Raw genomic sequence first — 24565 nt, 5'->3', positions numbered from 1 at the left:
AACCCAGAAGAATCCTCATGCCCAAGAACAAGAAGCCTGCCGGCGGACGTCCGGCTCGTGATTTCGACCCCCGCTACAGCGAGAAGTCGGGCGGCAAGAAGCAGTTCGGCGCCGCGTCGACCAAGCCGGGAAGCCGCAGCGCCGGCCACCGCGGCTTCCGCGCTGCCGACGAAGTGGATGCCCCCAAGAAGCGCCGCTGGACATCCGACGAGCGCGCATCACGCGGTCTCTCGGCCGAGCGTCCGCGCGGAGGAGCCCGTGCAGAGGGCGGAGCCCGTGCAGAGGGCGGCTACCCGTCGCGCGACAGGTCGGATGACCGTGCCCCGCGTCAGGACCGCCGCGACGGTTACCGCGCGAACCGGAGCGACCGCGACGACACGCGTTCGTACCGGGGTGAGCGCCCGTACGGCTCGCGTGACGAGCGCCCCCAGCGTGACGACCGCGCACCCCGCAGCGAGCGCCCGGCATACCGTGACGACCGCGCACCCCGCTCGGGCGACGGCGACCGCCGCCGTCAGTACGACGACCGGCCGGCGCGCAGATCCGACGCCGACCGTCCCCGTCGTGACTTCAACGATGACCGTCCCCGTCGCCAGTTCGACGGTGAGCGTCCCCGTCGTGACTTCAATGATGACCGTCCCCGCCGTCAGTACGGCGACGACCGTCCGCGCCGTGACTTCGGAAACGACCGCCCCCGCCGCTTCGGTGACGACCGTCCGACCCGCTCCTCAGACGACCGCCGCACGGATGCTCCCCGCGAGCGCCGCGATTCCTCGTTCTACCCGAAGCGCGACGAGCGGACCGGGAGCAATGCGGGCCACGCGTCGAACGACGACGTCGTGCTCGAGCGGCTCGAGGCCGAGGCGATCCAGGCATCCGATGTCGAGGGCGTGACGTTCGGCGACCTGGGCCTCGGCGGCAACATCGTGCGCGCGCTCGCCGAACTCGGTGCAGCGGCTCCCTTCCCGATCCAGGCTGCGACCATCCCTGACGTTCTCTCCGGGCGCGACGTGCTCGGCCGCGGACGCACGGGAAGCGGCAAGACCATCGCCTTCGGTGCGCCTCTCGTGGAGAGGCTGATGAAGCTCTGGGCGGAATCCGGCCGCGCGAACGGCCGCAGGACGATGGGACGCAAGCCCCGCGCCCTCATCATGGCGCCGACGCGCGAGCTCGCGCTTCAGATCGACCGCACGGTGCAGCCCATTGCGCGCAGTGTCGGCCTGTTCACCACGCAGATCTACGGCGGCGTGCCGCAGGCCCGCCAGGTGGGCGCACTCCAGCGCGGTGTCGACATCGTGATCGGCACGCCCGGTCGCATCGAGGACCTCATCGAGCAGGGACGTCTCGACCTCAGCGAGGTCGTCATGACCGTCCTGGACGAGGCCGACCACATGTGCGATCTCGGGTTCCTCGAGCCGGTGCAGCGCATCCTGCGCCACACGTCGGAGGGTGGGCAGAAGCTCCTGTTCTCGGCCACCCTCGACAAGGGTGTTGCCGCACTCGTGAACGAGTTCCTCGTCGAGCCGGCCGTGCACGAGGTCGCCGGTGAAGACCAGGCGTCCGGCACGATCGACCACCGCGTGTTCGTCATCGAGCACCGCGAGAAGGGCGCGATCGTCGAGCAACTCGCCGACCGCGATGGCAAGACGCTCATCTTCGCGCGCACCCGTGCGTTCGCCGAGCAGCTGGCCGAACAGCTCGACGACGCGGGCATCCCGGCAGTGTCGCTGCACGGCGACCTGACCCAGTCGCGTCGTCAGCGCAGCCTCGACCGCCTCTCGAGCGGCCGCGTCTCGGTGCTCGTCGCGACGGACGTCGCCGCGCGCGGCATCCACGTCGACGACATCGACCTGGTCATCCAGGCCGACGCGCCCGATGAGTACAAGACGTACCTGCACCGCTCTGGCCGCACGGGCCGCGCGGGCAAGCAGGGCACGGTCGTGACGCTCATCCCGCGTCAGCGTCGCCGTCGCATGGCCGAGCTGCTCGGTCGCGCCGAGATCGAGGCGCAGTTCGAGGATGTCGCTGCTGGCGACGCGCGCATCAGCGACGTCATCGCATTCGACGCCGAGCCGGTCGCCTGATCAGTTCGATCGCACTCCCTACCTTGCGCCTCGACTCCATTGCGGAGCCGGGGCGCAAGGCCCGTTAACGGCGCTCAGCGCACGGCCGGCGACCGTCGTACGGCGAGCGCGGCGGCGCCGGTCATGACGTAGAGCGCGGCGGACGCCACGAACCCGACGGCCATGAGGAACGACAGCCAGTCGTTGCCCGTGAACATTGTGGCGATCCCGGCGAGGAACGTCAGGATGACCACGATGAAGGCCCAGAGAGCCGAGCGTTCGGCCGTGTGCTCGGCACGTGCCGCGAGCCAGACCCGCACGGCGACGACGATGAGTCCGATGCCGACGAGGGCATGCAGACCGAGGATGATCCCGGCCAGCACACGTGCGGTGCCGCCGTTCTCCTCAGGACTCCCGATGAGGTTCGCGCCCATCCCGAGCAGGAACTGAACGGCCAGGGCGCTGAGCGCTTCGCGTGACCGACGCATCAGCTTCTCCGGTGTACGAGGTGCGGTTGTCATGGGTGCCTCCTCACTGACAGCGGATTCCCCCGCTCACCGCTCATTCTGTCCTCGGCCGACCCCTTGTGTCGTGCCGCGCCGGGAGTACGTCCGGATACTCTCGGGGGAGTAGCCGGTTACCGGCCCGGGAAGTCGCGCAGGGCATCTGCGGGTTCATCACCGCGGCGGCCGGTAGGTGTTCGTCGGCCGCCCGGTCGATCCGTACTCAAGCTGCAGCTCGACCGCTCCGCGGCGCTCGAGTTCGCTGAGGTAGCGCTGAGCCGTCGGCCGGCTGATGCCAAGGGCGTCGGCCACCTCCGCGGCACTCACGGGTGCGCCGGCGGCCTGCACGATCTCCAACACCCTGGCCATGGTCGGCGGCAGTCGGCGCGGCCCGGCGTGCTGCGTTCGCTGCAGCGCGAAGAGGTCGTCGATGGAGGCCTGGTCCGCCGGCGACGCGGATGCCGTCTGCTCCCGCCATGCCTTGTACGCCGTGAGTTCGCGCACGAACTGGTCGAACCCGAACGGCTTGACCAGGTAGTAGAACGCTCCGGTGCGCATGGCCGCACGCACCGTCTGCAGGTCCCTGGCCGCAGTGATGAGGATGGCGTCCGGCGGGTTCGGCAGGGCGTGCAGCGATTTGAGGAGCGCGACGCCGCTCTCGTCCGGGAGGTAGACATCCAGCAGCACGAGGTCCGGGATTCTGTCGCGGATCATCGCCCGAGCCTCGGCGGCCGTGTGCGCCTCGCCGACGGACTCGAAACCGGGCACGCGAGCGAGGCGTTCGGCGTGGATGTGCGCCACACGGAAGTCGTCGTCGACTACGAGCGTTCTGATCGTGTCCGTCACGGTGCGGTCTCGCTCCTCTCGCGCGTCTCACGCTCAGCGCGCCGATCGTCTGCGTCGTGCGCTGCGTCGTGTGCACCGACCTGCGCGGCAGGCTTCGCCCCATCGCGCGGTATGCGCACCAGGAAATGCCCGCCCGGGCCGGGTGCGACGCGGATGTCCCCGCCGAGTCGGCGCACCATGCGGCTCACGAGCGCCAGGCCGAGTCCGCGCCGCGACGACGTGCGCTGCGATTTGGTGGAGTAGCCGTCGACGAGCACGTCCTGCACGTGCTCCGCGGGCACGCCCGGCCCGGAGTCGTCGACCGCGATCAGGATGCCGTCATCACCTCTGACGCGCACGGTCACCTCGTGCTCGCCGTCGTGCTCAGCCACGGCATCGATCGCGTTGTCCACGAGGTTGCCGACGACCGTGAGCAGCGTCTGCGTGTCGATGCCGGCGTCCTCCAGCTCCGTGTCGTCGGTGACCAGCAGACGCACTCCGCGCTCACGTGCGACGGCGGTCTTGGCCGTGAGCAGCGCTGCCAGCTCGGGTGGCGCGAGCCGCGCCCTGAGATCTTCGTTGACCGAGGACGGCGCGTGCGTGAGCTGCTCGAGGTACCCGGAGGCCTGGTCGAGCTCGCCGAGCTCGATGAGGCCGGTGATGACATGCAGGCGATTCGCGTACTCGTGCTCCTGGGCGCGAAGCGCCTCGCTCAACCCGTCGATGGCGCGGATCTCGCGCAGCAGCGCCTCCGCCTCTGTGCGATCGCGCAGCGTCACCACCGCGCCCACGTTGCGGCCGCCCACCGAGACGGGCATACGGTTCACGACGAGCAGCGCATCCTCGGTGAGGATCGCGCTGTCCTCGGCCGGCCGGCCATCCGTCGGCTGCGAGCCGGCGAGCACCTGTCGCAGGCGGCCGTCGGGCAGCACGTCCTCGATGCGGTGATGCAGGGCATCCGCGTGCAGACCGAGCAGGCGGCGCGCCTCGTCGTTGAGCACCGTGATGCGGCCGTCGCTGTCGAACCCGATCATGCCCTCCCGAATGCCGTGCAGCATGGCCTCCCGCTCCTGGAACAGCGCCGCGATCGACGCCGGCTCCAGACCGAACGTCACGCGTTTGATGCGTTGAGCCAGAACGAGCGAGCCGAGTGTGCCCACGAGCAGCACGAGGAGCGAGTATCCGGCGATGAGCGCCGCCGTGCGCGCGTTGTCGCCCGCCTCCTGCGTCTCCAAGATGCCGACGGACACCTGCCCGACCACGCGGTGCTGCGCGTCGAAGATGGGTGCCTTGCCGTTGGCGGATCTGCCCAGACTCCCCGGGTCGATGCCGACGTGCGTCTTGCCGTCGAGCACCGCGACAGGTTCTTCGAGGCGCTGTCCGATCAGGTCGGGGTTCGGATGCGAGAACCGGATGCCGCCGCGATCGGTCACGACCACATAGCTGGCTCCCGTGGCCTTCAGTACGTTCTCCGCGAGAATGCGGATCTCGTGGTGGGGGTCGGCATCGGTCACGTCACGCTGGATCTGCGGCATCTGGGCGACGGAGGATGCCACGGCGAGCGAGCGCTGCTGGTACTGCGCGTCGACGGCCTGCCTGCTCACCGCGGCGAACACGAACGCGCCGATGGCGCTGGTCACCACGAGGATGCAGATGACCCACGCGAGGATCTGAGACGAAAGGGTCCACGAACGCCAGGGCGGCGGGGGCCACAGCTTCGTGGACATGCGATCCTTCTTCGGGTTGCGTGACCCGATTGTAGGCGGGTCGGGCCGTCGTCCGTTCGGTGCCTGGCTCCAAGCGGTCGGCTGCCGGCGGGCAACGACGGAGCGGGCCCGCGCAGGCGTTCTGCGCGGGCCCGTCCGGTTGCCGGGGTCAGCCGGCGGCGCCGGCGGGCGTCGTCGTGATCTTGGTGCCCTCCAGCTTGTTCGCCGCTTCGGCGTACTTGTTGGTGAAGGTCGCGGAGTAGGAGATCTTCGAGGTGTCGACGCCGAGCGTCTTCTCCATGCTGAAGATCACCTTCGGACCTCCGGCCGGCATGATGCCGTCAGGCAGGAACTGTCCCTTATCGGTGGTGAGGCCGGCGATGTACTGCTGCTTGCTGATCGTGTCGTTCTGCACGAATTGGCTGGGCAGCTTGTTGGCGATGTCGGCAGCGGAGTGGGTGTTGATCCAGTGCATCGTGGCGACCAGTGCGTCGACCACCTTCTGCGCGGCATCCGGGTGCGACTTCGCCCAGTCGGCCCGTGCGAGCAGCCCTGCTGCCGGCCATGCGCCGCCTAGGGCCTTCTTCGCGCCGCTCGTGCTGGCGAGATCGACCGCGGTGTAAGCGAGCTTCTTCGAGGTGAGCGCACCGACGGTCGGCTGAGTCGTCACGACGCAGTCGGCCGACTTGCGCTGGATGGCCGCGATGGCCGTGGACCCCGCACCGACCGCAAGCGTGTGGTAGTCGGTCTTCGAGAGTCCGGCTTTGGATGCCAGGAACTGAGCGAGCTCGTCGGTGCCTGATCCGAGGTCGGTGACGCCGATCGTCTTGCCCTTGAAGTCGGCGGCGGAGTGCACTCCGCTGTCGGTGCCGCACATGACGCGCTCGCCAGGTGCTCCGGAGAGCTGCACGAGGTTGATGACGTCCTTGCCCTTCGACTGGAAGTCGACCGTGTGGATGTACCAGGCGCCCGCAAGGTCGACCTGGCCGGATGCCATGGCATCCTCCGCGCCGACGCCGCCGTTCTGCTCGGTGGAGAGCTCGACGTTCACGCCGTACTTCTTGTAGAACCCGAGGTTCTGGGCGAGCTGGTAGGGGAGGTAGATCTGCTTGTCGATGCCGCCCACCATGAGCTTGACGGTCGGGACCGACTTGCTGCTTCCCGCAGCGGCCGCTGTGTTGCCGCTGCCTGAGCCTCCGCTGCTGCAGGCGGTGAGCCCGAGCAACAGTGCTCCGGCGGCCGCCACTGCGCAGATTGCGCGCTTGTTCATGTGACTGCTTTCCTTTCGTGGTCGCCGAGGACTCGGCGTGATGATGCAGGGGACTAGGTCGCGTGGATTAGATCGCCTGGGCCTCTGAGCGGTTGGGTGGCCGCCAGCGCAGGAGCACGCGCTCCAGAAGGGTGATGAGGTACTCGGCCACCAGAGTCACGACGGCCATGATGACCATGCAGGCGAACACGGTGTCCGGATCGAAGTTGCCCGAGGCCTGGGTGATGATCAGGCCGATGCCCTTCTGTGCTCCGAGCACCTCAGCGACGAGGGCGCCGATGATGGCGAAGCCGAACGCGGTGTGCAGGCTGGCGATGATCCAGGTCATGGCCGATGGGATCGTGACGTGCCTGGCCACCTGAAGGGGCGACGCTCCCAGCACTCTCACGTTGGCCACCAGGTTGGGGTCGACCTCGCGAACACCTTGGAACGCGTTGAAGAACACCACGAAGAACACCAGCACCGCGGCCAGCAGCACCTTCGGGAACATCCCGAGGCCGAACGCCACGACGAAGATCGCGCCGAGCAGGATACGTGGAATCGAGTTGACGATCTTGATGTACGGGCCGAGCACCGAGGCGAGGTAGCGGTTGGACCCGAGCACGATGCCGAACAGGATGCCGGCTGCCGTGCCGAGCAGGAACCCGAGGAACGCCTCCTGCACCGTGATCCAGAGGTTTTCCCAGATCGAGCCGAAGGCAGTGCCCTGCGTGAAGAGCTTGACGAGGCTGTTCCAGATTCCGGAGGGCTGGCCATAGAAAAACTTGTCCACCCATCCCAGCGACGTGCACAACTGCCATCCGCCGATGACGAACACGACGACGAGCGCCCTGCCGACCCAGACCCAGGTGGTGTGCCTGGCGCGAGCGCGGCGTGCCGTGGACTGAACGTCGGTCTCTTCCGACGGAACGACGTACGCGCCGCTGATCTTTGCCGTTGCCATGGTCATGCCGCGATTCCCGTCGTCTGCTCGTACGCTCTCGTGACCTCTTCTTTGAGGGACTCCCAGATGCGTCTCTGGATCTCGAGAAAGCGCTCCTCGTGTCTGATCTCCTGCACGTCGCCGCGTGGACGCGGCAGGTCGACGTCGAACACGTCTTTCACGGTGCCTGGGCTGCTCGTCATGATGACGACCTTGTCGGCCAGCGCGACGGCCTCGTCGAGGTCGTGCGTGATGAAGAGCACGGATGGCCGCAACTGCTCCCACAGCTGCAGCAGCTCCGTCTGCATGATGGCTTTGGTCTGCACGTCCAGCGCTCCGAACGGCTCGTCCATGAGCAGGATGCGCGGGTTGTTGATGAGCGCTGCAGCCATGGCGACGCGCTTGCGCATGCCGCCGGAGAGCTGGTGCGGGTAGCGGTCCTCGAAACCGGCAAGGCCGACCCGGCGCAGCCAGTCCATGGCGAGCTCGGTGGCTTCGCGCTTCGGCGTGCCCGTGAGCGTCGGCCCGACGAGCACGTTGTTCAGCACGGTCTTCCAGGGGAAGAGCGAGTCGGACTGGAACATGTAGCTGACGCCGCTCGTGACGCCGTCGACGGTCTGGCCGCCGACGCGTACGGAGCCGGCGCTGGGATGCTCGAGCCCGGAGACCTGCGCGAGCGTCGTGGACTTGCCGCATCCGGTCGGTCCGACGATGGCGCAGAACTGGCCGGGCTCGACCGTCAGGGTCACATCGCGGATGGCGGTGAACGGCACTCCCTTGGGAGTGAGAAACCGTTTCGTCAGCCCGACGACCTCGATGCGCGCCGCGTTCTCCGCGTCGCTGGGGTGAAGGGTATTGCTCATCGGCCGAGACCTCTCTGTCTTTGTGGCGATGCCCTATCGTGCGACCGACAGCAGGACGCGTCTCGTTTGTGCTCCTTAGCCGTCGTTGTGATCGTTTCGGCGCGTTGTGTGCATTGTGTGCGTGCGTGTCCCATCGGCGACCGGCACGGCGTCAACCCCTAGAGGCCGGCGCGTCGGGGCAGGACCGTGTCACCATGAGCGACACATCGAATCCCATTGGCTCGAGCGGCGACACTCAGGACCCGGTGCAGCCTGGTGGACCAGTCCCGCCAGGGGCGCCGACCGGCCCAGGTGGTCCTACCGAGCCCGACATCGTTCCCGATCAGCCGAACCAGCCGGGCGGCCCTGGAGAGCCGTCCCCTACGCCGACGCCCTCTGAGCCGACCTTCCCGACTCCGTCGGAGCCGACAACCCCAAGCCCCGACGAGCCGTCAGTGCCGACGCCCTCCGAGCCGACGTTCCCCGATCCATCCGAGCCGACCACTCCCGTTCCGCCGTCGACACCCCCTGGCCCTCCCTCCTATGCGGGTGCAGCTGGTGCACGGGGCTCGTCAGGCGCCACCGGCACGTCGGAAGGCTTGGCGGGCAGTACGCAGGCGGCCGACGAAGAGGCCGGCGACGAACGTTTCGAGCGCGGATCGGACTCGCAGGGCGATCTTGGCGTGCTGGCGCAAGACGTCGCGCATCCCTTCGACCAGACGAACGGCATCCTCGACGATCTCGAGGGCGACGCGGACGAGCCCGATCGCGTCGACTCGCGCACAGGGAACGAGAGCTTGTTCGAGCGGGCCTTCGGCGAGCCGCGCAGCGACGACTTCGGCCGCAACGAGGAATTGAACGAAGACGAGACGCCCTAAGCGTCATCGCCGAACCGCCACCCGGGTCCGTCGGCGAGCCCGGGTGACGGTTTCGCGCCGAGGATGTCTGGCACGGGAACCATAGGGTGGACGATTGTGGCTCGTGTCGTGTTGATCAATGGCGCCCCTGGGTCGGGAAAGTCAACGGTGGCGCACGCCCTGGCCACGCACCGACGGATGGCCCTTGCTCTCGACGTCGATCAGCTCAAACACTCGATCGGTGGCTGGGAGGAGGACCCGAACGGGTCAGGGCTCCATGCTCGCCGGCTGGCGCTGGCCCTGGTCGACGAGCAGCTTCGTTCGGGGCACGACGTATTCGTGGGGCAGTATCTCGCCCGCACCGCCTTCATCGAGGCACTCCAGGACGCGGCCGAGCGCGGTTCGGCGTCGTTCCATGAGTTCGTCCTCGACGTCGACCCAGAACGGCTAGCGCACAGGCTGGACCGGCGTGCCCAATCGCCTTCGCGCCCTGAGCATGGCGTCAACAGCCGGTTGGTCGGCCCGACGGATGCCCTGCGCCTGGTCCAGTCTTTGGCCGGCCTGCGCACGAGCCGCCCAAGCGCCATCTGGATCGATGGCAACGGAACTCTCGAAGAGACCGTCGCCTCGATCAGCGCGGCGATCGGCTGAGCTCCTTGCGCGGGGACATCCCCGGCCAGAACCACGATGCCGTTTCGCAACGCGCTTTAACGGCGGTTGCGCCTACGAGAGCATCGTCGTCAATTCGTCAACGAGTCGATCATCCGGCATGCCCCCGCTCGCGAGCACGCGGTACCAGATGACACCGAAGACGACGTCGGCGACGGTTTCTGGGCGCAGCCCGTCAGGAAAGTCGCCCCTGTCCACCGCTCGCTCGAGGATGACGCCGAGTGCAAGGCGTCGCCGTTTGAGGAAGCGCTCCCGGAATGTGGCGCCGAACTCGGGGTCGACCTGCGCCTGTCCCATCAGGGCCGCCAGCAGCTCGCGCACGCCATCGATTCGGCCGATCTCGAAGGACTGGGTGAGGAACGAGCGCAGATCGTCGCGGTAGCTGCCGTGATCGTCGGTGGAGACCAGCAGCTCGGCCTTGACCGTGAGGGCCTCCATGAGCACGTCGGCCTTGGAAGGCCACCAGCGGTAGATGGTCTGCTTCCCCACTCCCGCCTCTGCCGCTATTCCCTCGATCGTCAGCGCCCGCAGCCCAGACTCGACGAAGAGTGAGAACGCCGCCTCGAGAATCGCTTGCCGGCTCTCCTCGCTGCGCTTCCGCCCCGCTTTCGCTGGCCGATCGGATGCTTGCACGCCCTTCACCCTGCCATGCTAATCTCTAATACGAGACGTAACGGTTCGAAATAGGAGAAGAGCATGACTCACACGTCATTGATCATCGGCGGAACCTCGGGCATCGGCCTGGCGACGGCCATTCGTCTTGCAGCGGTCGGCGACTCCGTGCACGTGGCAGGGCGCAGAGCAGAGAAGGTGCAGGCGGTCACGCAGGAGCATCCGGAGTTCATCGGACATGTCATCGACGCGAGCGACCGGACCGCACTCGACGCACTGTTCGCCGACCTCGGAAGCGTCGACCGCTTGGTCGTCACCGTGGCGAGCAGCGCAGGCCTCGGGGCGTTCGGCGCTCTCGAGCTCGGCGACCTTCGAGGAGCGTTCGAAGCGAAGTTCTGGCCCACGGTCAACAGCCTGCAGGCGGCGCTGCCGCACTTGGCGGTGGATGCCTCGATCACGCTGATCGGCGCCATCACCGGGCGCATGGGCATGAAGGAAACGGCCGGAATCGGCTCGCTGAACGCCGCCGTCGAGGGGCTCGTGCGTCCGCTCGCGAGCGAATTGGCGCCGGTGAGGGTGAACGCAGTGAGTCCGGGCGGCGTCGACACGCCCTGGTGGGACTTCTTCCCGGCCGAGGCGCGCGAGCAGTTCTTCGCACAGACCGCTGCCACCCTGCCTGTGCGGCATGTCGCTTCGGCGGACGAGGTGGCTGAGGCCGTGGTCTTCGCTGCGACGAACCGGAACGTGACGGGCACGATCATCGAGACCGACGGCGGTGCTCACCTGGGCGCGGCTGCGGCCTGAGACGACGGCGGCTGCGGTGGCCGTGCCCTCGGACGTCCGGCCCTGTTCAGTCGCGGGTCGGGTTCGTCGCTGCGGGTGCCGCCGCCACCTTCTCGAGAATGTCGAGAATGCCGGTGAGCGCCGCGAACTCGTCGTCGTCGAGTTCGGACATCAGCTCGCCGATCCGCTCAGCGCGCTCCGCTCGCGCGCGCAGCACTGCTGAGGCACCGGCATCCGTCGCGCTCACGAGAGAGGACCGCCCGTCGTCCGGATCCGGTTGGCGCTCCACGAGACCGCGAGCCTCGAGCTCGGCCACCAGCCGGGTAACACCAGGGGCCCCGATCGATTCGATGCGGGCGAGATCACCAGGGCGCAGCGGCCCTTTGCGCGCGATGCTCGACAGGGCGGAGAGCTGCGCCTGCGTCAGATGCGAGCCCACAGGGCGGATGCGCCGGTTGATGCGCCCGATCACCACCGCCAGGCGCGCGGCGATCTCCGCGCGCTCGTGCGTAGCGTCGTTACGCTCGCCGCTCGCCACCTGGCCGGCCTTCTCGGGTGGGGTGGGCATCCGTCGATCCTAAGCGGCGCTAGGCGCCTGCCGCTCCCGTGCGGTTCCGCGTTGCATCCGCGGCCCCGCTCCCCGCCGTCGCACGGTCGGCCGACGTGCGCACCTCGCTGCGGGTCTCGGGAAGGCGAGTGGGCGTCGTGTCGACATGCACGTACTTCTTGCCCCGGCTGAAGGATGCCACGGCACCGATGAGCGACATGATCGCGGCGGCGACGAACACGACGACGAGCCCGTCGTGGAAAGGGTTCTGGATGAGCTGCGGGAAGAACTCCTTGCCGGTCAGCTTCGCAACATCGGATGCCGGCAACTGGTGGAGCAGGCCCGTCGGCGCGAGCAGGCTCTGGATCGGGTTGTAGCCGAGGAACGCGGCGAATACGCTGCCCACCGGTGGGAGCTCCGCGATCTTCTGCGCCGCTGCCGCCGGAACGCCGTGTGCCGTGAGTCCGTTGTACAGCGAGGACGGAAGGGACGCGGCCAGACCCGAGATGAGCAGCGAGAAGAAGAGGCCGATCGAGAGCGAGGTCCCGGCGTTCTGCACGGTGCCTGCCATGCCGGAGGCGGCGCCGCGTTGATTGGCCGGAACGCTGTTCATGATCGCCGTACGGTTCGGCGCACCGAACATGCCGGAGCCGATACCGGACAGGCCTGTGATGATGGCGAACTGCCAGTACTCGAAGTCGACGGGGATGATCAGCAGCAGCACGAAGGTGACGGCCACGATGAAGAGGCCGAGCGTCGCGAACAGCCGGGCTCCGAAGCGGTCGGAGAGCACACCGGAGAGGGGCCCGGCGATGAGGAAGCCGATCGTGATCGGCAGCATGTAGATGCCGGCCCACAGCGGGGTGTCCTCGTAGTTGAAGCCGTGCAGCGGGAGCCAGATGCCCTGCAGCCAGATGATCAGCATGAACTGCAGGCCGCCTCGGCCCACTGACGCCAGCAGTCCGGCGAGGTTCGCCATCGCGAAGGCTCTGATGCGGAACAGCCGCATGTTGAACATCGGGGCCGCCGAGCGCAGTTCGATGAAGGTGAACACGCCGAGCAGCACGATGCCCCCGACGATGCCGCCGATGACCCACGGGTTGCCCCAGCCCGTCGAGCTGCCGCCATAGGGCTGGATGCCGTACGTGATCGCCGTGAGCAGCGTCGCGAGACCGACGGCGAACGTGATGTTGCCCGGCCAGTCCAGCTTGCCTGGGTTCTTGGTGCCCACCTCCTTGAGCGAGATGTACGACCAGATCGTGCCGATGACGCCGATCGGAACGCTCACGAAGAACACGGCACGCCAGTCGACGACCGCGAGCAGGCCGCCGACGATCAACCCGATGAAGCTTCCTGCGATCGCCGCGACCTGGTTGATGCCGAGCGCCATGCCGCGTCGATGTGCGGGGAAGGCATCCGTCAGAATCGCGGTCGAGTTCGCGAACAGCATGGCGCCGCCGATGCCCTGCACGAACCGCCACAGGATGAGCCACATGGCACCGGCACCGCTCGTGAACGGGTCGAACGCCAGCGCGATCGAGCCGATGGTGAAGACCACGAAGCCGAGGTTGTAGATGCGCACGCGTCCGTACATGTCGCCAAGGCGCCCGAACGTCACGACGAGAACGGCGGTGACGAGCATGTAGCCCATGAGCATCCAGAGCAGATAGCTCACGTTGCCTGCACCGAGCGGGTTCAACTCGATGCCCTTGAAGATCGCGGGCAGCGAGATGATCACGATCGACGAGTTGATCGTCGCCATGAGCATGCCAAGCGTGGTGTTGCTGAGCGCGACCCACTTGTAGTGCGGATGCTCTTTGCTGAAGAGTGCGGGCGATGGCGGCGGTGTGGTGGCGGCTGTCACGGAACTCCAGGAACGGTTCGAGAGGGAGCGCGGCGAGGTTCTCCGTCACGCTCGAAAGTAGTTGCTTGTTGTGAAACAACTATAGTCGCGTGCGGCGGACGGTGCACGGCGGCGGCGGACCGCGGGGCAGCGGACGGTCAACGCTCCCAAGGCTTTGCGCGCTGCCGCGGACATGACAGTGTCGGTGCATGACGTACCAGCCCCAGCCTCAACCGACACCGTCACCAGTGCACGAGGGCCGAACGCGGAACACGCTGGGCGTCGTCTCGTTCATCCTCGGCCTCGCCGTGGTGCTGGTGAGCCTGGTCCAGACGTTCTCGCTTCTGATCGTGGTGCGCACCTACAACGTCGCGTATTCGGTGATCAGCGGAATCGGCATGTCGGTCGTGGGCGTCCTTGGTGTTGCCGCGCTCGCGGTCGGCATCGTCGCACTCCTCAAGCGGGGAGCACCGAAGGGCTTCGCGGGAGCCGGGGTCGCGCTCGGCGGCCAGGCCCTGTTGTTCCTGCTCGTGAACCTTGTCGAGACCGCGGTCATGCGCGCGCTGCTCTGACGCCGCCCGCTCGCTTGCCGGTCCGCGCCGGATGGCTGGATGCTCCGCGCGGGTCGCCCGCCGGTCCGCGCGGGTGGTCGGTCCGCAGGTGGCCTGCCGCTCCGCACGGGTGCCTGGATCGGCGGCGATTCGCCTACTCTCCTGGGCGCACGCGGATGTCGGTCAGGTCGGCATCCCTCGGCAGGTCGAGCGCGGCAAGAATGGCGGCCGCGACGGATTCCGGCCGGATCCACCGCGTCTCGTCGTACTCCGCGCCCTCCTGCTCGTGCACCTTCTGCTGCATGGGCGTGGCCGTGCGTCCCGGATAGACGCTCGTCACCCGAACCCCGGCGGCCCGCTCCTCGGCACGCAGGGCGTCGGCGAGAGCACGCAGCGCGAACTTGCTCGCCGCATACGCGCTCCAGTCCGGCGACGCGTTCAGCCCGGCGCCCGAGTTGACGAAGACCACGCGTCCGGATGCCGCGCGCAACGCAGGCAGCGCGAGTCGCGTGAGCTCGGCCGGTGCCGAAACGTTCACGGTGAGGGTGCGCTGCCACACCTCGACCGGCAACGACGCCACCGAGCCGAGGTCGAGCACCCCGGCGACGTGCAACAGCGAGTCGAGGCGGGCGGGCATCCGTGCGCCGATGGATGCCTCGAGCGTCTCGGGATGCTCCAGGTCGCCCATGAGCGCTGTCGCTCCCGGGAACGCCGCAATGAGCTGGTCCGCACGCTCGGCGTTGCGCGCGAGCAGCACGAGGTCGACGCCGCGTTGGTGCAGAGCGGTCGCGAGCGCGGCGCCGATGCCGGACGATGCGCCGGTGATGAGGTGGGTGGGCATGCGTCCAGTATCCGACGCGGTGCGTCAGCCTCCGCACTCGCTGACGACAGCACACCTATGGATCGCGTCGACCACGCCGCGTCGACTCGACTGCAGAAATGGTTCCAAACCAGCCTCTATGGAACCACTTCTGCAGGTGAGACCCACCGCGTGAGCGCGGACGGTACGGACTGGCGGGTCAGGACGTGCGGCGACGGGTGAGAAGGATGACGACGACCGCCACGATGGCCAGCAGCACGATGACCGCAGCGATCACCACGACGATCACGATCGCGCCCGAGTTCACGGTGCCCTGCGCTGTACCGGCACCCGCGGTCGGGGCGGCGGAGGCGCCTGCCCCCTTGCACGGGCTGCTGGCAGCTCCCTTCGCCGCAGGGGTGCCCGCCGGCGGTGCGTAGTCGAACTGGATCGAGTCCGACACCACGTGTCCGTCGGCCGAGACGATCTGCCAGGTGACCTGGTACTTTCCCGGCGCCCCGAGCGAGACGGGCACCGTGACGTTGCGGTCGTTGACGGTCGGGCATCCGGTCTCGAAGTGCGTGGATGCCCCGTTCGGCCCCGTCACCTGCAGCAACGCCCCAGGACCCGACCTCGACAGATCGAGCACGACGTCGTCGAACGTGAGGCGCACGCTGTTCAGCGGCGCCGTCTGCGTCGAACCCGCCTTGGGGGAGCTGTCGACGAGGTAGTCATGGGCGCTCGCCGGCGTGACCGAGAGCGCGCCGAGGGCCGCGGCCGCCGCGAGTGCGACGACCACGACCACGGCGCGAAGGCTGCGCATCACGCGCCGTCCTCCCGAGTTCCCGCTGCACGGGCGTCCGGATGCCCGTCAACGGTGGCCGCGCCGACCCGCCTCCCGCGAGTGAGGCCGAGCACCCCGAGCACGAGCGCCACTGCGGCCACGACGAGGCTGGTGATGCCGAGGCCGAGGGCGACGGCATCCGTTGCGGAGGTTCCGGCGGCGGGTGCTGCCGTGCTGGTCACGATCGTCGGCGAGGCCTGAGAAGGCGGCGAATCGTTGATGTACAGCGTCGGAGCCGGATGCTCCGGCTCCTCACCCGAAGCGGGCGTCGGCTGGTCCCACTTCACGACGCTGCCGTCCGAGTAGGTCTGCGTGGCGGGCATCATCAGCTTGCCCGTGTCGGGAACCGCCCCGGCCGAAATGGTGAACTGCTGGAACTGCCCAGGAGCGATCTGCACGCCAGGATCCGCCGTCCACACGATCCGACTCGGTGCCTGCGTGACCGTCGCGCCTGAGATCTTGACCGGCTTGGGAAGCTTCGACGTGGTGACGGTCGCAGACCAGCCGGCCAAGGGCTGGTACGAGACCGACGTGAACGGAGTGTTCGTCGGGAAGTCGACCTCCAGCCGCACCGTGCCAGCGGTGGCCGACTCGGTCGGCACGCGGAACGTGAGCACCGTGTATCCGCCGGGCGACGCCTGGTCGGGGTCGACACGAACGTGGGCGCTCGCGCTCAAGGGTGCGGCGATCGCCAGGGCGACTGCCGCGGTGGCCGCTGCAGCGGCGATGAATATGCGTTTCTTCATGGTCTCTCTCATATGCCGCCTCGCGCATATGTCTGCTCGAGGCCGTCGGATGCCTGTGACTGACAACGGTCGAAGGCGCGCGGAATCAAGTTCAGCGTCGGTGGCATGCCGTTCCGCCGGGGGCGGAAATCGCTCGCAGGCACGATGCATGAAGAGATGCAGCGCGGGTCAGGCCGCGAGAGAGACCAGCGGGGGACCACGATGGCGCAGAGCCCCGAGCACGCGGGTCGGCGTCGCGAGCGTGTGCGGGCGGGTCTGCACGGGCATCCGTGCCGGTGCGCGAAGAGGAACGACGCCGATCCTGGATATCGCGGTGACCAGCAGTGCCGTGAAGTTCACGAGTGCATGGAGCGTGCGCTCGCCGTGACGCAACGCGATCAACGTGACGATCGCGGCCGCAGCGTGTGCCGCCCACATGACGGGAGCGTCGTGGTGCATCGGCATCGAGTGGCCGGGCGTCAGCTGGATGTGGGAGCCCATGTGCACGTGACCGGCGGGAGCGGTCAGGGCGGTGCCTGAGGCATCCGTCCCGAGCCCGAACAGCAGGTGCAGCAAGAGCTGGCTCACGCCGACCGATGCCGCCTGTCGCCACAGCGCCATGTGCCGGCCCGCGAGAGCGACGCACAGCGGAACCGAGAAGGCCAGCGAGAGCGTCACGGCCAGCGTGGACGGCAGGCCGCCACCGGCCGCGTCATGGAACAGGGCAGCCACGAAGACGGCGAAGCTCGCAGCCGCAGTTCCGCGGACCGCGCGGATGCCACGTGCCGTCATGACCTTCCCCGTTGCGTTTGGATGCCTCCAGCCTAGGTGCGCAGATCGCGGCTGCGCGGCTCCGTGGCTCAATCGGTTCGGCCGTGTGAACAAGTTCCCACGCCTCACCTCAATCGCCCATATCGCCGCTGCCGCGGCTCACGGGCTCAATCGCCTCGGCCGTGTGAACAAGTTCCCACGCCTCGGCTCAATCGCCCATATCGCGGCTGCGCGGCTCACGGGCTCAATCGCCTCGGCCGTGTGAACAAGTTCCCACGCCTCGGCTCAATCGCCCATATCGTTGAGCGGTGAGTACGTCCGATTCCTTCGACGCCGCGCCGGCGGAGCTCGCCGGGGCGTACTCGGCCGACTGGGACCCCGACGAGCTCGTTCCGCCCGACGACGACTACGGTCCAGAAGCACTGCGTCCCGGCCCAGGCCCGGCCACGAGTGATCCCGACACGTACGAGGCCGAACTCGAGAAGGCATCCGTTCGTCGCATGGTGGGGGCCGACCCGCTCGAGGTGCTGCGCACGGTGTGGGGCTATGAGGGATTCCGCGGCGACCAGGGCGCGGTCATCGACCGGCTCATCGGCGGCGGCGACGCCGTGGTGCTCATGCCCACGGGCGGCGGCAAGAGCCTCTGTTACCAGATCCCGTCGATCGTGCGCGAAGGCACAGGCATCATCGTCTCGCCGCTCATCGCGCTCATGCACGACCAGGTCGACGCGCTGATCGCCGTCGGTGTGCGCGCGGCCTTCCTCAATTCGACTCAGGATGCCGGCCAGCGGGCATCCGTCGAGCGCGCGTACCTGCGGGGTGAGCTCGACCTGCTGTATGTCGCGCCTGAGCGGCTGTCATCAGAGCAGACCAAGCAGCTGCTGTCGCGGGGAAAGATCGCTCTCTTCGCGATCGACGAGGCGCACTGCGTGTCGCAGTGGGGTCACGACTTCCGCCCCGACTACCTGGGTCTGTCCGAACTCGCGCGGCGCTGGCCCGAGGTGCCGCGCATCGCGCTCACGGCGACCGCGACCGAGGCGACACATCGCGAGATCACCGAGCGGCTGGCGCTGCAGGGCGCCGAGCACTTCGTGGCCAGCTTCGACCGGCCCAACATCCAGTACCGCATCGTGGAGAAGAACGAGGTGCGACGCCAGCTCGTCTCGTTCATCAAGAACGAGTTCGGCGGCGATGCTGCCGAGGGCGAGACCCCATCGTCGGGCATCGTGTACGCGCTGAGCCGCAAGACCGTCGAGCAGACGGCCGAGCACCTGCGGCAGAACGGCATCGACGCGATGCCGTACCACGCTGGTCTTGACGCATCACGACGCACCCGCGCACAGTCCCGCTTCCTGCGCGAGGACGGCGTCGTGATCGTGGCGACGATCGCGTTCGGCATGGGCATCGACAAGCCCGACGTGAGGTTCGTCGCGCACATCGACCTGCCCAAATCGGTCGAGGGCTACTACCAGGAGACCGGCCGCGCCGGCCGCGACGGCGAGCCAGCGGTGGCATGGCTGGCCTACGGCCTGCAAGACGTCGTGCAGCAACGCCGCATGATCGAGGAGTCCGCCGGCGACCTGGCGCACAGGCGACGGATGTCCGCCCACCTCGACGCGATGCTCGCGTTGTGCGAGACCGTGCACTGCAGGCGGCAGAACCTGCTGCAGTATTTCGGGCAAGCATCCGAGCCGTGCGGCAACTGCGACACCTGCCTCAACCCGCCGCAGACCTGGGACGGAACCGTCGCCGCCCAGAAGCTGCTCTCCACAGTTGTGCGGCTGGCGCGCGAACGGAATCAGCGGTTCGGGGCGGGGCATCTGATCGACATCCTGCGCGGCAAGCGCACTCCTCGGGTCGACCAGTACGGACACGACGGCATCAGCACGTGGGGCATCGGCGCCGACCTGAGCGAGCAGCAGTGGCGAGGCGTCGTACGGCAGCTCCTCGCGCAGGGCCTGCTCGCCGTGAACGACGACGGCTACGGCACGCTGGCGATAACGCCGGCGAGCGCGGAGGTGTTGAACGGCTCCCGGCAGGTGCCGCTGCGGCAGCAGGCCGAGCGCACGCAGCGGTCGCGTGTTGCCAAGGCGAGTGTCGACTCGCTGCCGGATGCCGCGCATCCGCTCTTCGAAGCGCTGCGGGCCTGGCGCGCTGAGCAGGCCAGGGCGCAGGGAGTCCCGGCATACATCGTCTTCGGTGATGCCACGCTTCGCGGAATCGCCTCGGCCCGCCCGGGCACGCTCGACGAGCTCGCCCAGATCTCGGGCGTCGGTGCGAAGAAGCTCGAGACGTACGGCGCGGGACTGCTCGAGGTGGTCGCCGGCGCTCCGGACTGATCCGCGCAGCGATTGTCACGCAGAAGGGAACGAGCCATGAGAATCGCAATGACGAGTGTGTTCGTCAACGACCAGGAGGCCGCGCAGGCGTTCTACACCGACATCCTCGGGTTCACACTCAAACACAAGGAGCCGATCGGCGGTGACTACTGGCTGACGGTCGTCTCTCCTGAGACGCCGGACGGGCCGGAACTGCTCCTCGAACCGTCGAGCCATCCGGCGGTGCAGCCGTTCCGCGACGCGCTCATGGAGGACGGCATCCCCTACGCGCAGTTCGCGGTCGACGACGTCTACGCCGAACACGAGCGACTCACTGCGGCGGGCGTCACGTTCACGCAGCCACCTGCCGACATCGGCATCGCGGTCGTCGCGGTGTTCGATGACACCTGCGGCAACCTGATCCAACTGATTGCGCAGAAGCCGGCCGTCGACACGCACGACGCCGCGGCAAGCTGAGCTGGGCCGGCCGTGCTGGTTAGCCGGCCGGGTACCGCTCGTGCGGCTCGACCCGCGCAAGAGCGAACGTGTCGATGATGCGCTCGGCGGACCCGGCGGGATCCGAGCTCTCTGTGTCGATGAGAAGGTCTGTCGGTGGCCGCTCACCCGGAGCTTCGTCCCGGCGCAACCGATGGAGCGTTGCGATGTCGGTCAGCTTCGCGAACTCATGCCTGCTCTCGTTGTCGAGCCGACGTTCTTGCTCCGACTCGCCCACCGTCAGCTCGACGAACCGCACGTGTCCGCCCGACTCCTCGGTGACGCTCACGACGCGGTCGGGGAACCCGATCGGCACGGTCGGCTCGGGGGCGAAGGTGAAGATCAGGGATGTCCCGGCCGCCGCTGCCTCGCGGAACGTCGAGAGCCAGAATTGCTCGCGAAGTCTTACGAACGGTGCAGAGCCGAACGGGAACACGCTCGTCAAGGCATCCACCACAAGGTGGTTGTGGAAGACGCCGTAACCTACCTTCGCCGCCAGCGCACGCGCTACTGTCAGTTTTCCGGACGCGGCGGGTCCGTGAATGAACACCAGGTCCATAGCGTTCGACCCTACTGAAGTCCGGTCGCGTCGGTCCGCGGTCCGCTCGCGCTCTGCGCATGATGGTCACGCCGTACTGCTTGACGCAGGCTTCCGTCTCTTCGACGGCGACTACGGGCGCATGCAGCTCGAGCGCACGGACGCATCGCCGTGGGCACCGGCTTAACGATCCTCGAGTACCGCGTCGTCTGATTCCTCACCGCGACCGACAGCATGGCCGCGAAGGTGCGGAGCTACGTGAGGTCGTCGTGGTCGCCGCGTACCCAGGCGATGTAACGGTCAGCGGATGCCCGCACCACCGCATGCGCGTCCTGCGGAACGCTTCGGCCGAAGTTGTTGAACAGTCGGTCGAACCGCAGACCGAGCGCCTTCGGCGCGAGCCGCTCGACCACCGCGGCCGAGAGCGGCAGCAGGTTCGGGTAGCTGCGCATGAACGAGACGGATGTTCCGTTCGGGTTAGGGAAGATCGCGTCGCCCGCGAGCAGCACGCCCTTCCCGTCGGCGCCGGCTTCCCACAACGCTGCGGTGCTGCCAGGAAAGTGCCCGCCGAGGGTGTGCAACTCGAGTCCGGGCGCAAGCTCGACGGTTCCGCGGAAGAGCCGGATGCAGGCATCCTGCCGCCGCACCCACTCGGCATCCGCTTCGTTCACGTAGACCGGGGCGTCGCCGAGTGCTCGCGACCACGACACCTGCGCCCCGTACATGTGCGGGTGGCTGGCGACGATCGCGATGACCGGCCCGTACGCGAGCACGCGCGCAGCGGCGTCCTCGTCCACGTAGCCGAGCGGATCGAAGAACAGGTTCCCTGCCGGTGTGACCACCAGCATGGACTGCTGTCCGATGCCGACCTCGGGGTCGCTCCTCACCGCGACCAGGCCGGGTTCGAGCTCGCGGAGGTCGACACGGATGCCTCGCTCGACCAGCTCCTCGGCCGTCGTCCACTTCTGGCCGGTTCGCGGCACCCACTGCCGATCGTCGCTGCAGATGGCGCACTCGGCGGCGGGTTCGGACGTGTCCGCGTGCTCGACGCCGCAGGTCGCACAGATCCACAGGGTCATGTTTCGACGTTACATGCCGTTAGAGCGACCGAGCCGGGCCATTCGGACGTGCGCGCCAAGGGCCCATTGCACTGGGCCGCCGCCGAGTCGCGCCGCACACCGCCCAGTCGCCCCGACCAGCGCCGCAGTCGCACCGGCCCACCGCCCAGTCGGCGCGGCACACCACCGGAGGCGCCGACCCATCGCCCAGTCGGCCGGCACGCCGCCAGAGTCGCACCTATTCAGGACATGCGGCCGGCCGAGCACATTATCGGCGCGGCTGCGCGTGTGTCCTGAATTGTGCTGCTGTGGCGGCGATGCGCCGACCAGGCACGCCGACCCAGGGCCGAGCCGCGCCGACCCAGCGCCGAGTCTGCCGACCCACTGCCCCAGCCCCCCGGCACACCACCGGAGGCGCACTTAATCAGGACCTGCGGCCGGCCGAGCACATAATCGGCGCCGCTGCGCCTATGTCCTGAATTAGTGCTGCTGTGGCGGCGAGTTCAATTGCTTGTGATCGCGGCTGGCGCCGCTCAACAAGCGCAATCGGCTCGGGAGTGAGAGCGAGCTCTCATGACTCTCGCCTCAATTGCTTGTGATCGCGGCTGCGCCGCTCAACCCGCGCAATCGGCTCGGGAGTGAGAGCGAGCTCTCATGACTCTCGCCTCAATTGCTTGTAAATCGTGTCGCCTCGCTCGAGCATCGCGACGTACTCGCGGATCTTGCGCTCGCGCGTCTCCGCGCGCTTCACGTTGCCGATGCGGAACAGAATCGCGAACCGGTTCTGGCTCGTCAGCGTCTCGAACATCGAGGATGCCTTCGGGCTCGCCGCCAGCGCCGCCGCCAGGTCGTCGGGCACTCCGATGTCGCGTGAGCCGGCGTATGCGGCATCCCACCGTCCGTCGGCCTTCGCACGCTCCACCTCCGCGCGGCCGGCCTGGGTCATCCGGCCCTCGCGCTCCAGCCGCTCGATGTGCTCCCGATTGCGCTTGGACCAGATGCTGCGCTGCCGTCGAGGCGTGAACGTCTGGAGCCACTCGGTGTCGCTGAGACCCTGCTTCTGCCCGTCGATCCAGCCGAAGCAGAGCGCCTCGTCGAGAGCCTCCGCATACGTGATGCCGGCGGTGCCGCCCTTCGCCAGCGCAAGCTGCACGCCGTCGTTGCCCTCGTGGTTCTGCTCGAGCCACGAACGCCACGCGCTCTGGTCTGGAAGCCGCAGAACGGGACGACGCACCGCCATCAGAGCAGCTTCCTCAGCGAGTTCAGATTGCGATTCGTGGTGAACGCCTTGTCGCGTCCGCTGCCGACGCGCTTGCCGACAATGCTGTCCAGCGTGTGGCCGCGCTCGACGGTCCAATACACGACCGAACCTCCGTCGGCCAGCTGCTCCAGCTTCGGGTCGAGCTCGCGATGCAGCAGGTCGTGTGCGACGGCATCCAGCTCGGCCGGGCGTTCGTTCGGCCGTTGACCGCTCGTCGCCCCGATGAAGAACACGACGTAGCGATGCCAACCGTCGCGCTCCGCGAACGGGTACGCATCGACGATCGCGGCAAGGGCATCCGTGTCGAGCACGTGCACCTTCGCGTCGTAGCCGAACGTCTCGGTGAGGGCGTGCTCGATGTCGGAACGCAGAGCGGATGCCTCTCCCTGCGCCTCGAACACCACGTTGCCGCTGGCGAGCACGGGCTTCACCGCGTCGTATCCGAGTCCGCGGAACACCTCGGCGAGTTCTGCGGACTTGATGGTTCGTCCGCCCACGTTGACTCCGCGCAGCAGCGCTATGAAACGGGTCATGGCATCCAGCATCTCAGTCACCCGCGACACTCTGCCCGCCCGGCAGAGGCGCTCACCGCGGGCACCAGCAGCGGATGCCTGAGCGCGGCGCGGCGGACGGCATCCGTCGGCGCCGTAGGCTCGGCGGCGTGGGGCAGGAAGCTTCGGGCGAGAGCGCGCAGGCAGATGCGCGCGCGGGCCACCGGCACGAGGACGGTGCCGACCCGCAACGTGCCGAGAGCCGGGGTCGTCGCCGGCGAGGGATGCTTCGCATCGCTGCCGTCGCGCTGGCCTTCGTGCTCGTCTACGTCGCCGTCGTCACGCTGTATGCGTTCAGCGGCAACGTCACGTCCCCGAGCGCCAACGGGCCCGAGCCGGACAGCGGCGGCGTCACCGTCGTGCTGAACGTCGAGGGCGTGGATGCCGCCCACCAGCGCATCGACATGACCGCGCGCATCGATCCGTCGCAGACCCTGCTCAGCGGAGACGGGCTCGCGCTCGCCGAAGACATCGACGTGATCGTCTCGCCGATCGACGGGAGCCAGACGCTCGCATTCAAGGCGGACTCGGCGGTGGCGACGAAGCCGGTGCGGCTGCTCGCGGAGGGCGAGATCGGAACGTGGCCGTTCGACAGGTACGGCACGGACAAGCTGGTCGTGCTCGCCTACGTCACGAGCGAGGGCGTCTCGCGCCCCATCCCGACCAAGGTGTGGATGACGGGCGACGTGCCCGGGTGGTCGGGTTCCGTCGCGCAAAGGACCAAGGCTCCGGCGCAACAGCCGGCGACGCTGGCCGAGGCGGTCATCACTGCGCCCAGACTCGACTTCAGCGTCGGCCGGTCGGCGAGCACGGTGGCCTTCGCGTTCGTGCTCTTGGCGCTCCTCGTGATGATGCCGTGCCTCGTGCTGTTCGTGGCGATAACGGCCTTCCGCGGCAGACGCAGGCTCGAGCCTTCGTTCATGGGATGGATGGGTGCCATGCTGTTCGCCACCATTCCGCTGCGCACCTTCCTGCCAGGGTCGCCGCCGATCGGCTCCTGGATCGACTTCACCGTCGTGCTCTGGGTCGTCGTCGGGCTCGTGGCCGGGCTCGCCGTCTACGTGGCCGCGTGGGCGCGCTGGGCCCGACCGGAGCCGGCGGCTTCGCCCGCGCCCTGACGGCCGCAGCGCGGCGATTGCACAAACCCACAGGCACCGCGGTCTCGCATCGAACGCAGTTTGTCGCATCCGCACCGGCGACTGGGCGCTTTCA

The 24565-nt window shown here is 68.2% G+C and carries 25 protein-coding genes; 8 read left to right on the top strand and 17 right to left on the bottom strand.

Annotated features, from left to right (window positions below):
- The first annotated feature begins 17 nt into the window (after positions 1–17).
- Positions 18–2084 carry a DEAD/DEAH box helicase gene (locus ACO2Q7_RS08945; protein ID WP_423355257.1) on the top strand — a complete coding sequence of 689 codons (2067 nt, stop codon included), beginning with the start codon at positions 18–20 and terminating at the stop codon, positions 2082–2084.
- A gap of 74 nt (positions 2085–2158) precedes the next feature.
- Here the strand turns inward: ACO2Q7_RS08945 and ACO2Q7_RS08940 are convergent, their stop codons facing one another.
- The 6 genes from ACO2Q7_RS08940 to ACO2Q7_RS08915 all read right to left on the bottom strand — a co-directional run bounded on the left by ACO2Q7_RS08940 (position 2159) and on the right by ACO2Q7_RS08915 (position 8152).
- Positions 2159–2584: a hypothetical protein gene (locus ACO2Q7_RS08940; RefSeq protein ID WP_423355256.1), complete on the bottom strand. Its 426-nt coding sequence runs from the start codon at positions 2582–2584 to the stop codon at positions 2159–2161.
- Between the two features lie 156 nt (positions 2585–2740).
- Positions 2741–3412, bottom strand: a complete 672-nt coding sequence (locus tag ACO2Q7_RS08935) for a response regulator (RefSeq protein WP_423355255.1) — start codon at positions 3410–3412, stop codon at positions 2741–2743.
- Positions 3409–5118, bottom strand: coding sequence for an ATP-binding protein (locus tag ACO2Q7_RS08930; protein WP_423355254.1), 1710 nt, complete (start codon positions 5116–5118; stop codon positions 3409–3411). Before ACO2Q7_RS08930 ends, ACO2Q7_RS08935 begins: the two co-directional genes overlap by 4 nt.
- Before the next feature lie 148 nt (positions 5119–5266).
- Positions 5267–6367: an ABC transporter substrate-binding protein gene (locus ACO2Q7_RS08925; RefSeq protein WP_423355253.1), complete on the bottom strand. Its 1101-nt coding sequence runs from the start codon at positions 6365–6367 to the stop codon at positions 5267–5269.
- A 67-nt stretch (positions 6368–6434) separates the two neighbouring features.
- Complete coding sequence (locus ACO2Q7_RS08920) at positions 6435–7316, bottom strand: ABC transporter permease (RefSeq protein ID WP_423355252.1); 882 nt, start codon at positions 7314–7316, stop codon at positions 6435–6437.
- Positions 7313–8152 carry an ABC transporter ATP-binding protein gene (locus ACO2Q7_RS08915; RefSeq protein ID WP_423355251.1) on the bottom strand — a complete coding sequence of 280 codons (840 nt, stop codon included), beginning with the start codon at positions 8150–8152 and terminating at the stop codon, positions 7313–7315. Before ACO2Q7_RS08915 ends, ACO2Q7_RS08920 begins: the two co-directional genes overlap by 4 nt.
- Before the next feature lie 194 nt (positions 8153–8346).
- On the opposite strand from ACO2Q7_RS08915, the gene ACO2Q7_RS08910 reads away from it, so the two are divergent.
- Positions 8347–9009 carry a hypothetical protein gene (locus ACO2Q7_RS08910; RefSeq protein ID WP_423355250.1) on the top strand — a complete coding sequence of 221 codons (663 nt, stop codon included), beginning with the start codon at positions 8347–8349 and terminating at the stop codon, positions 9007–9009.
- Positions 9010–9105: 96 nt separating this feature from the next.
- Positions 9106–9639, top strand: a complete 534-nt coding sequence (locus ACO2Q7_RS08905) for an AAA family ATPase (RefSeq protein ID WP_423355249.1) — start codon at positions 9106–9108, stop codon at positions 9637–9639.
- A 72-nt stretch (positions 9640–9711) separates the two neighbouring features.
- Here ACO2Q7_RS08905 and ACO2Q7_RS08900 read toward each other — a convergent pair whose 3' ends face one another.
- The gene (locus ACO2Q7_RS08900) at positions 9712–10299 is read right to left on the bottom strand and encodes a TetR/AcrR family transcriptional regulator (protein WP_423355248.1); all 588 of its coding nucleotides are present in this window, start codon (positions 10297–10299) and stop codon (positions 9712–9714) included.
- A gap of 54 nt (positions 10300–10353) precedes the next feature.
- Here ACO2Q7_RS08900 and ACO2Q7_RS08895 point away from each other — a divergent pair, with 54 nt between their 5' ends.
- Positions 10354–11073, top strand: coding sequence for an SDR family oxidoreductase (locus ACO2Q7_RS08895; protein ID WP_423355247.1), 720 nt, complete (start codon positions 10354–10356; stop codon positions 11071–11073).
- Positions 11074–11119: 46 nt separating this feature from the next.
- Here the strand turns inward: ACO2Q7_RS08895 and ACO2Q7_RS08890 are convergent, their stop codons facing one another.
- Together ACO2Q7_RS08890 and ACO2Q7_RS08885 are read right to left on the bottom strand one after the other, a co-directional pair.
- Complete coding sequence (locus tag ACO2Q7_RS08890; protein ID WP_423355246.1) at positions 11120–11620, bottom strand: MarR family winged helix-turn-helix transcriptional regulator; 501 nt, start codon at positions 11618–11620, stop codon at positions 11120–11122.
- A 19-nt stretch (positions 11621–11639) separates the two neighbouring features.
- Positions 11640–13463 carry an MFS transporter gene (locus tag ACO2Q7_RS08885; protein ID WP_423355245.1) on the bottom strand — a complete coding sequence of 608 codons (1824 nt, stop codon included), beginning with the start codon at positions 13461–13463 and terminating at the stop codon, positions 11640–11642.
- A gap of 188 nt (positions 13464–13651) precedes the next feature.
- On the opposite strand from ACO2Q7_RS08885, the gene ACO2Q7_RS08880 reads away from it, so the two are divergent.
- Positions 13652–14014: a hypothetical protein gene (locus ACO2Q7_RS08880; RefSeq protein ID WP_423355244.1), complete on the top strand. Its 363-nt coding sequence runs from the start codon at positions 13652–13654 to the stop codon at positions 14012–14014.
- Between the two features lie 133 nt (positions 14015–14147).
- Here ACO2Q7_RS08880 and ACO2Q7_RS08875 read toward each other — a convergent pair whose 3' ends face one another.
- The 4 genes from ACO2Q7_RS08875 to ACO2Q7_RS08860 all read right to left on the bottom strand — a co-directional run bounded on the left by ACO2Q7_RS08875 (position 14148) and on the right by ACO2Q7_RS08860 (position 17153).
- Complete coding sequence (locus ACO2Q7_RS08875; RefSeq protein ID WP_423355243.1) at positions 14148–14834, bottom strand: SDR family oxidoreductase; 687 nt, start codon at positions 14832–14834, stop codon at positions 14148–14150.
- A gap of 178 nt (positions 14835–15012) precedes the next feature.
- Positions 15013–15615, bottom strand: coding sequence for a copper resistance CopC family protein (locus tag ACO2Q7_RS08870; protein WP_423355242.1), 603 nt, complete (start codon positions 15613–15615; stop codon positions 15013–15015).
- Positions 15615–16382, bottom strand: a complete 768-nt coding sequence (locus ACO2Q7_RS08865; RefSeq protein ID WP_423355241.1) for a YcnI family protein — start codon at positions 16380–16382, stop codon at positions 15615–15617. The genes ACO2Q7_RS08870 and ACO2Q7_RS08865 overlap by 1 nt, the downstream gene beginning before the upstream one ends.
- Positions 16383–16550: 168 nt before the next feature.
- Positions 16551–17153, bottom strand: coding sequence for a hypothetical protein (locus tag ACO2Q7_RS08860; protein ID WP_423355240.1), 603 nt, complete (start codon positions 17151–17153; stop codon positions 16551–16553).
- A 479-nt stretch (positions 17154–17632) separates the two neighbouring features.
- On the opposite strand from ACO2Q7_RS08860, the gene recQ reads away from it, so the two are divergent.
- Positions 17633–19471 (top strand): DNA helicase RecQ, encoded by a 1839-nt coding sequence (gene recQ / locus ACO2Q7_RS08855; protein ID WP_423355994.1) that lies wholly within the window; start codon positions 17633–17635, stop codon positions 19469–19471.
- 36 nt (positions 19472–19507) lie between these two features.
- A complete protein-coding gene (locus ACO2Q7_RS08850; protein ID WP_423355239.1) occupies positions 19508–19927 on the top strand; it encodes a VOC family protein in 420 nt (139 codons plus the stop codon).
- 19 nt (positions 19928–19946) lie between these two features.
- Here ACO2Q7_RS08850 and ACO2Q7_RS08845 read toward each other — a convergent pair whose 3' ends face one another.
- The 4 genes from ACO2Q7_RS08845 to ACO2Q7_RS08830 all read right to left on the bottom strand — a co-directional run bounded on the left by ACO2Q7_RS08845 (position 19947) and on the right by ACO2Q7_RS08830 (position 23347).
- Positions 19947–20504, bottom strand: coding sequence for an AAA family ATPase (locus tag ACO2Q7_RS08845; RefSeq protein ID WP_423355238.1), 558 nt, complete (start codon positions 20502–20504; stop codon positions 19947–19949).
- 233 nt (positions 20505–20737) lie between these two features.
- Positions 20738–21562 (bottom strand): MBL fold metallo-hydrolase, encoded by an 825-nt coding sequence (locus tag ACO2Q7_RS08840; protein ID WP_423355237.1) that lies wholly within the window; start codon positions 21560–21562, stop codon positions 20738–20740.
- A 631-nt stretch (positions 21563–22193) separates the two neighbouring features.
- Positions 22194–22781 carry a YdeI/OmpD-associated family protein gene (locus tag ACO2Q7_RS08835; protein ID WP_423355236.1) on the bottom strand — a complete coding sequence of 196 codons (588 nt, stop codon included), beginning with the start codon at positions 22779–22781 and terminating at the stop codon, positions 22194–22196.
- Complete coding sequence (locus ACO2Q7_RS08830; protein ID WP_423355993.1) at positions 22781–23347, bottom strand: DUF1697 domain-containing protein; 567 nt, start codon at positions 23345–23347, stop codon at positions 22781–22783. The genes ACO2Q7_RS08835 and ACO2Q7_RS08830 overlap by 1 nt, the downstream gene beginning before the upstream one ends.
- A 116-nt stretch (positions 23348–23463) precedes the next feature.
- On the opposite strand from ACO2Q7_RS08830, the gene ACO2Q7_RS08825 reads away from it, so the two are divergent.
- Positions 23464–24471 (top strand): DUF4436 family protein, encoded by a 1008-nt coding sequence (locus ACO2Q7_RS08825; RefSeq protein ID WP_423355235.1) that lies wholly within the window; start codon positions 23464–23466, stop codon positions 24469–24471.
- The last annotated feature ends 94 nt before the right edge of the window (positions 24472–24565 follow it).

It is taken from the genome of Rathayibacter sp. KR2-224 (assembly GCF_049446075.1).
In the GTDB taxonomy this organism is placed as follows: domain Bacteria; phylum Actinomycetota; class Actinomycetes; order Actinomycetales; family Microbacteriaceae; genus Humibacter.
The sequence above is the reverse complement of the archived record's forward strand: the minus strand, read 5'-3'. Positions and strand labels throughout refer to the sequence as shown.

Excerpts from the sequence above, each read along its gene's own strand:
- ACO2Q7_RS08915 (WP_423355251.1), bottom strand. The coding sequence starts at position 8,152 with ATGAGCAATACCCTTCACCCCAGCGACGCGGAGAACGCGGCGCGCATC.
- ACO2Q7_RS08925 (WP_423355253.1), bottom strand. The coding sequence starts at position 6,367 with ATGAACAAGCGCGCAATCTGCGCAGTGGCGGCCGCCGGAGCACTGTTG.
- ACO2Q7_RS08930 (WP_423355254.1), bottom strand. The coding sequence starts at position 5,118 with ATGTCCACGAAGCTGTGGCCCCCGCCGCCCTGGCGTTCGTGGACCCTT.
- ACO2Q7_RS08895 (WP_423355247.1), top strand. The coding sequence starts at position 10,354 with ATGACTCACACGTCATTGATCATCGGCGGAACCTCGGGCATCGGCCTG.
- recQ (WP_423355994.1), top strand. The coding sequence starts at position 17,633 with ATGGTGGGGGCCGACCCGCTCGAGGTGCTGCGCACGGTGTGGGGCTAT.
- ACO2Q7_RS08860 (WP_423355240.1), bottom strand. The coding sequence starts at position 17,153 with ATGACGGCACGTGGCATCCGCGCGGTCCGCGGAACTGCGGCTGCGAGC.
- ACO2Q7_RS08845 (WP_423355238.1), bottom strand. The coding sequence starts at position 20,504 with ATGGACCTGGTGTTCATTCACGGACCCGCCGCGTCCGGAAAACTGACA.
- ACO2Q7_RS08870 (WP_423355242.1), bottom strand. The coding sequence starts at position 15,615 with ATGCGCAGCCTTCGCGCCGTGGTCGTGGTCGTCGCACTCGCGGCGGCC.
- ACO2Q7_RS08920 (WP_423355252.1), bottom strand. The coding sequence starts at position 7,316 with ATGACCATGGCAACGGCAAAGATCAGCGGCGCGTACGTCGTTCCGTCG.
- ACO2Q7_RS08890 (WP_423355246.1), bottom strand. The coding sequence starts at position 11,620 with ATGCCCACCCCACCCGAGAAGGCCGGCCAGGTGGCGAGCGGCGAGCGT.
- ACO2Q7_RS08875 (WP_423355243.1), bottom strand. The coding sequence starts at position 14,834 with ATGCCCACCCACCTCATCACCGGCGCATCGTCCGGCATCGGCGCCGCG.
- ACO2Q7_RS08840 (WP_423355237.1), bottom strand. The coding sequence starts at position 21,562 with ATGACCCTGTGGATCTGTGCGACCTGCGGCGTCGAGCACGCGGACACG.
- ACO2Q7_RS08945 (WP_423355257.1), top strand. The coding sequence starts at position 18 with ATGCCCAAGAACAAGAAGCCTGCCGGCGGACGTCCGGCTCGTGATTTC.
- ACO2Q7_RS08830 (WP_423355993.1), bottom strand. The coding sequence starts at position 23,347 with ATGCTGGATGCCATGACCCGTTTCATAGCGCTGCTGCGCGGAGTCAAC.
- ACO2Q7_RS08910 (WP_423355250.1), top strand. The coding sequence starts at position 8,347 with ATGAGCGACACATCGAATCCCATTGGCTCGAGCGGCGACACTCAGGAC.
- ACO2Q7_RS08850 (WP_423355239.1), top strand. The coding sequence starts at position 19,508 with ATGAGAATCGCAATGACGAGTGTGTTCGTCAACGACCAGGAGGCCGCG.
- ACO2Q7_RS08940 (WP_423355256.1), bottom strand. The coding sequence starts at position 2,584 with ATGACAACCGCACCTCGTACACCGGAGAAGCTGATGCGTCGGTCACGC.
- ACO2Q7_RS08880 (WP_423355244.1), top strand. The coding sequence starts at position 13,652 with ATGACGTACCAGCCCCAGCCTCAACCGACACCGTCACCAGTGCACGAG.
- ACO2Q7_RS08835 (WP_423355236.1), bottom strand. The coding sequence starts at position 22,781 with ATGGCGGTGCGTCGTCCCGTTCTGCGGCTTCCAGACCAGAGCGCGTGG.
- ACO2Q7_RS08865 (WP_423355241.1), bottom strand. The coding sequence starts at position 16,382 with ATGAAGAAACGCATATTCATCGCCGCTGCAGCGGCCACCGCGGCAGTC.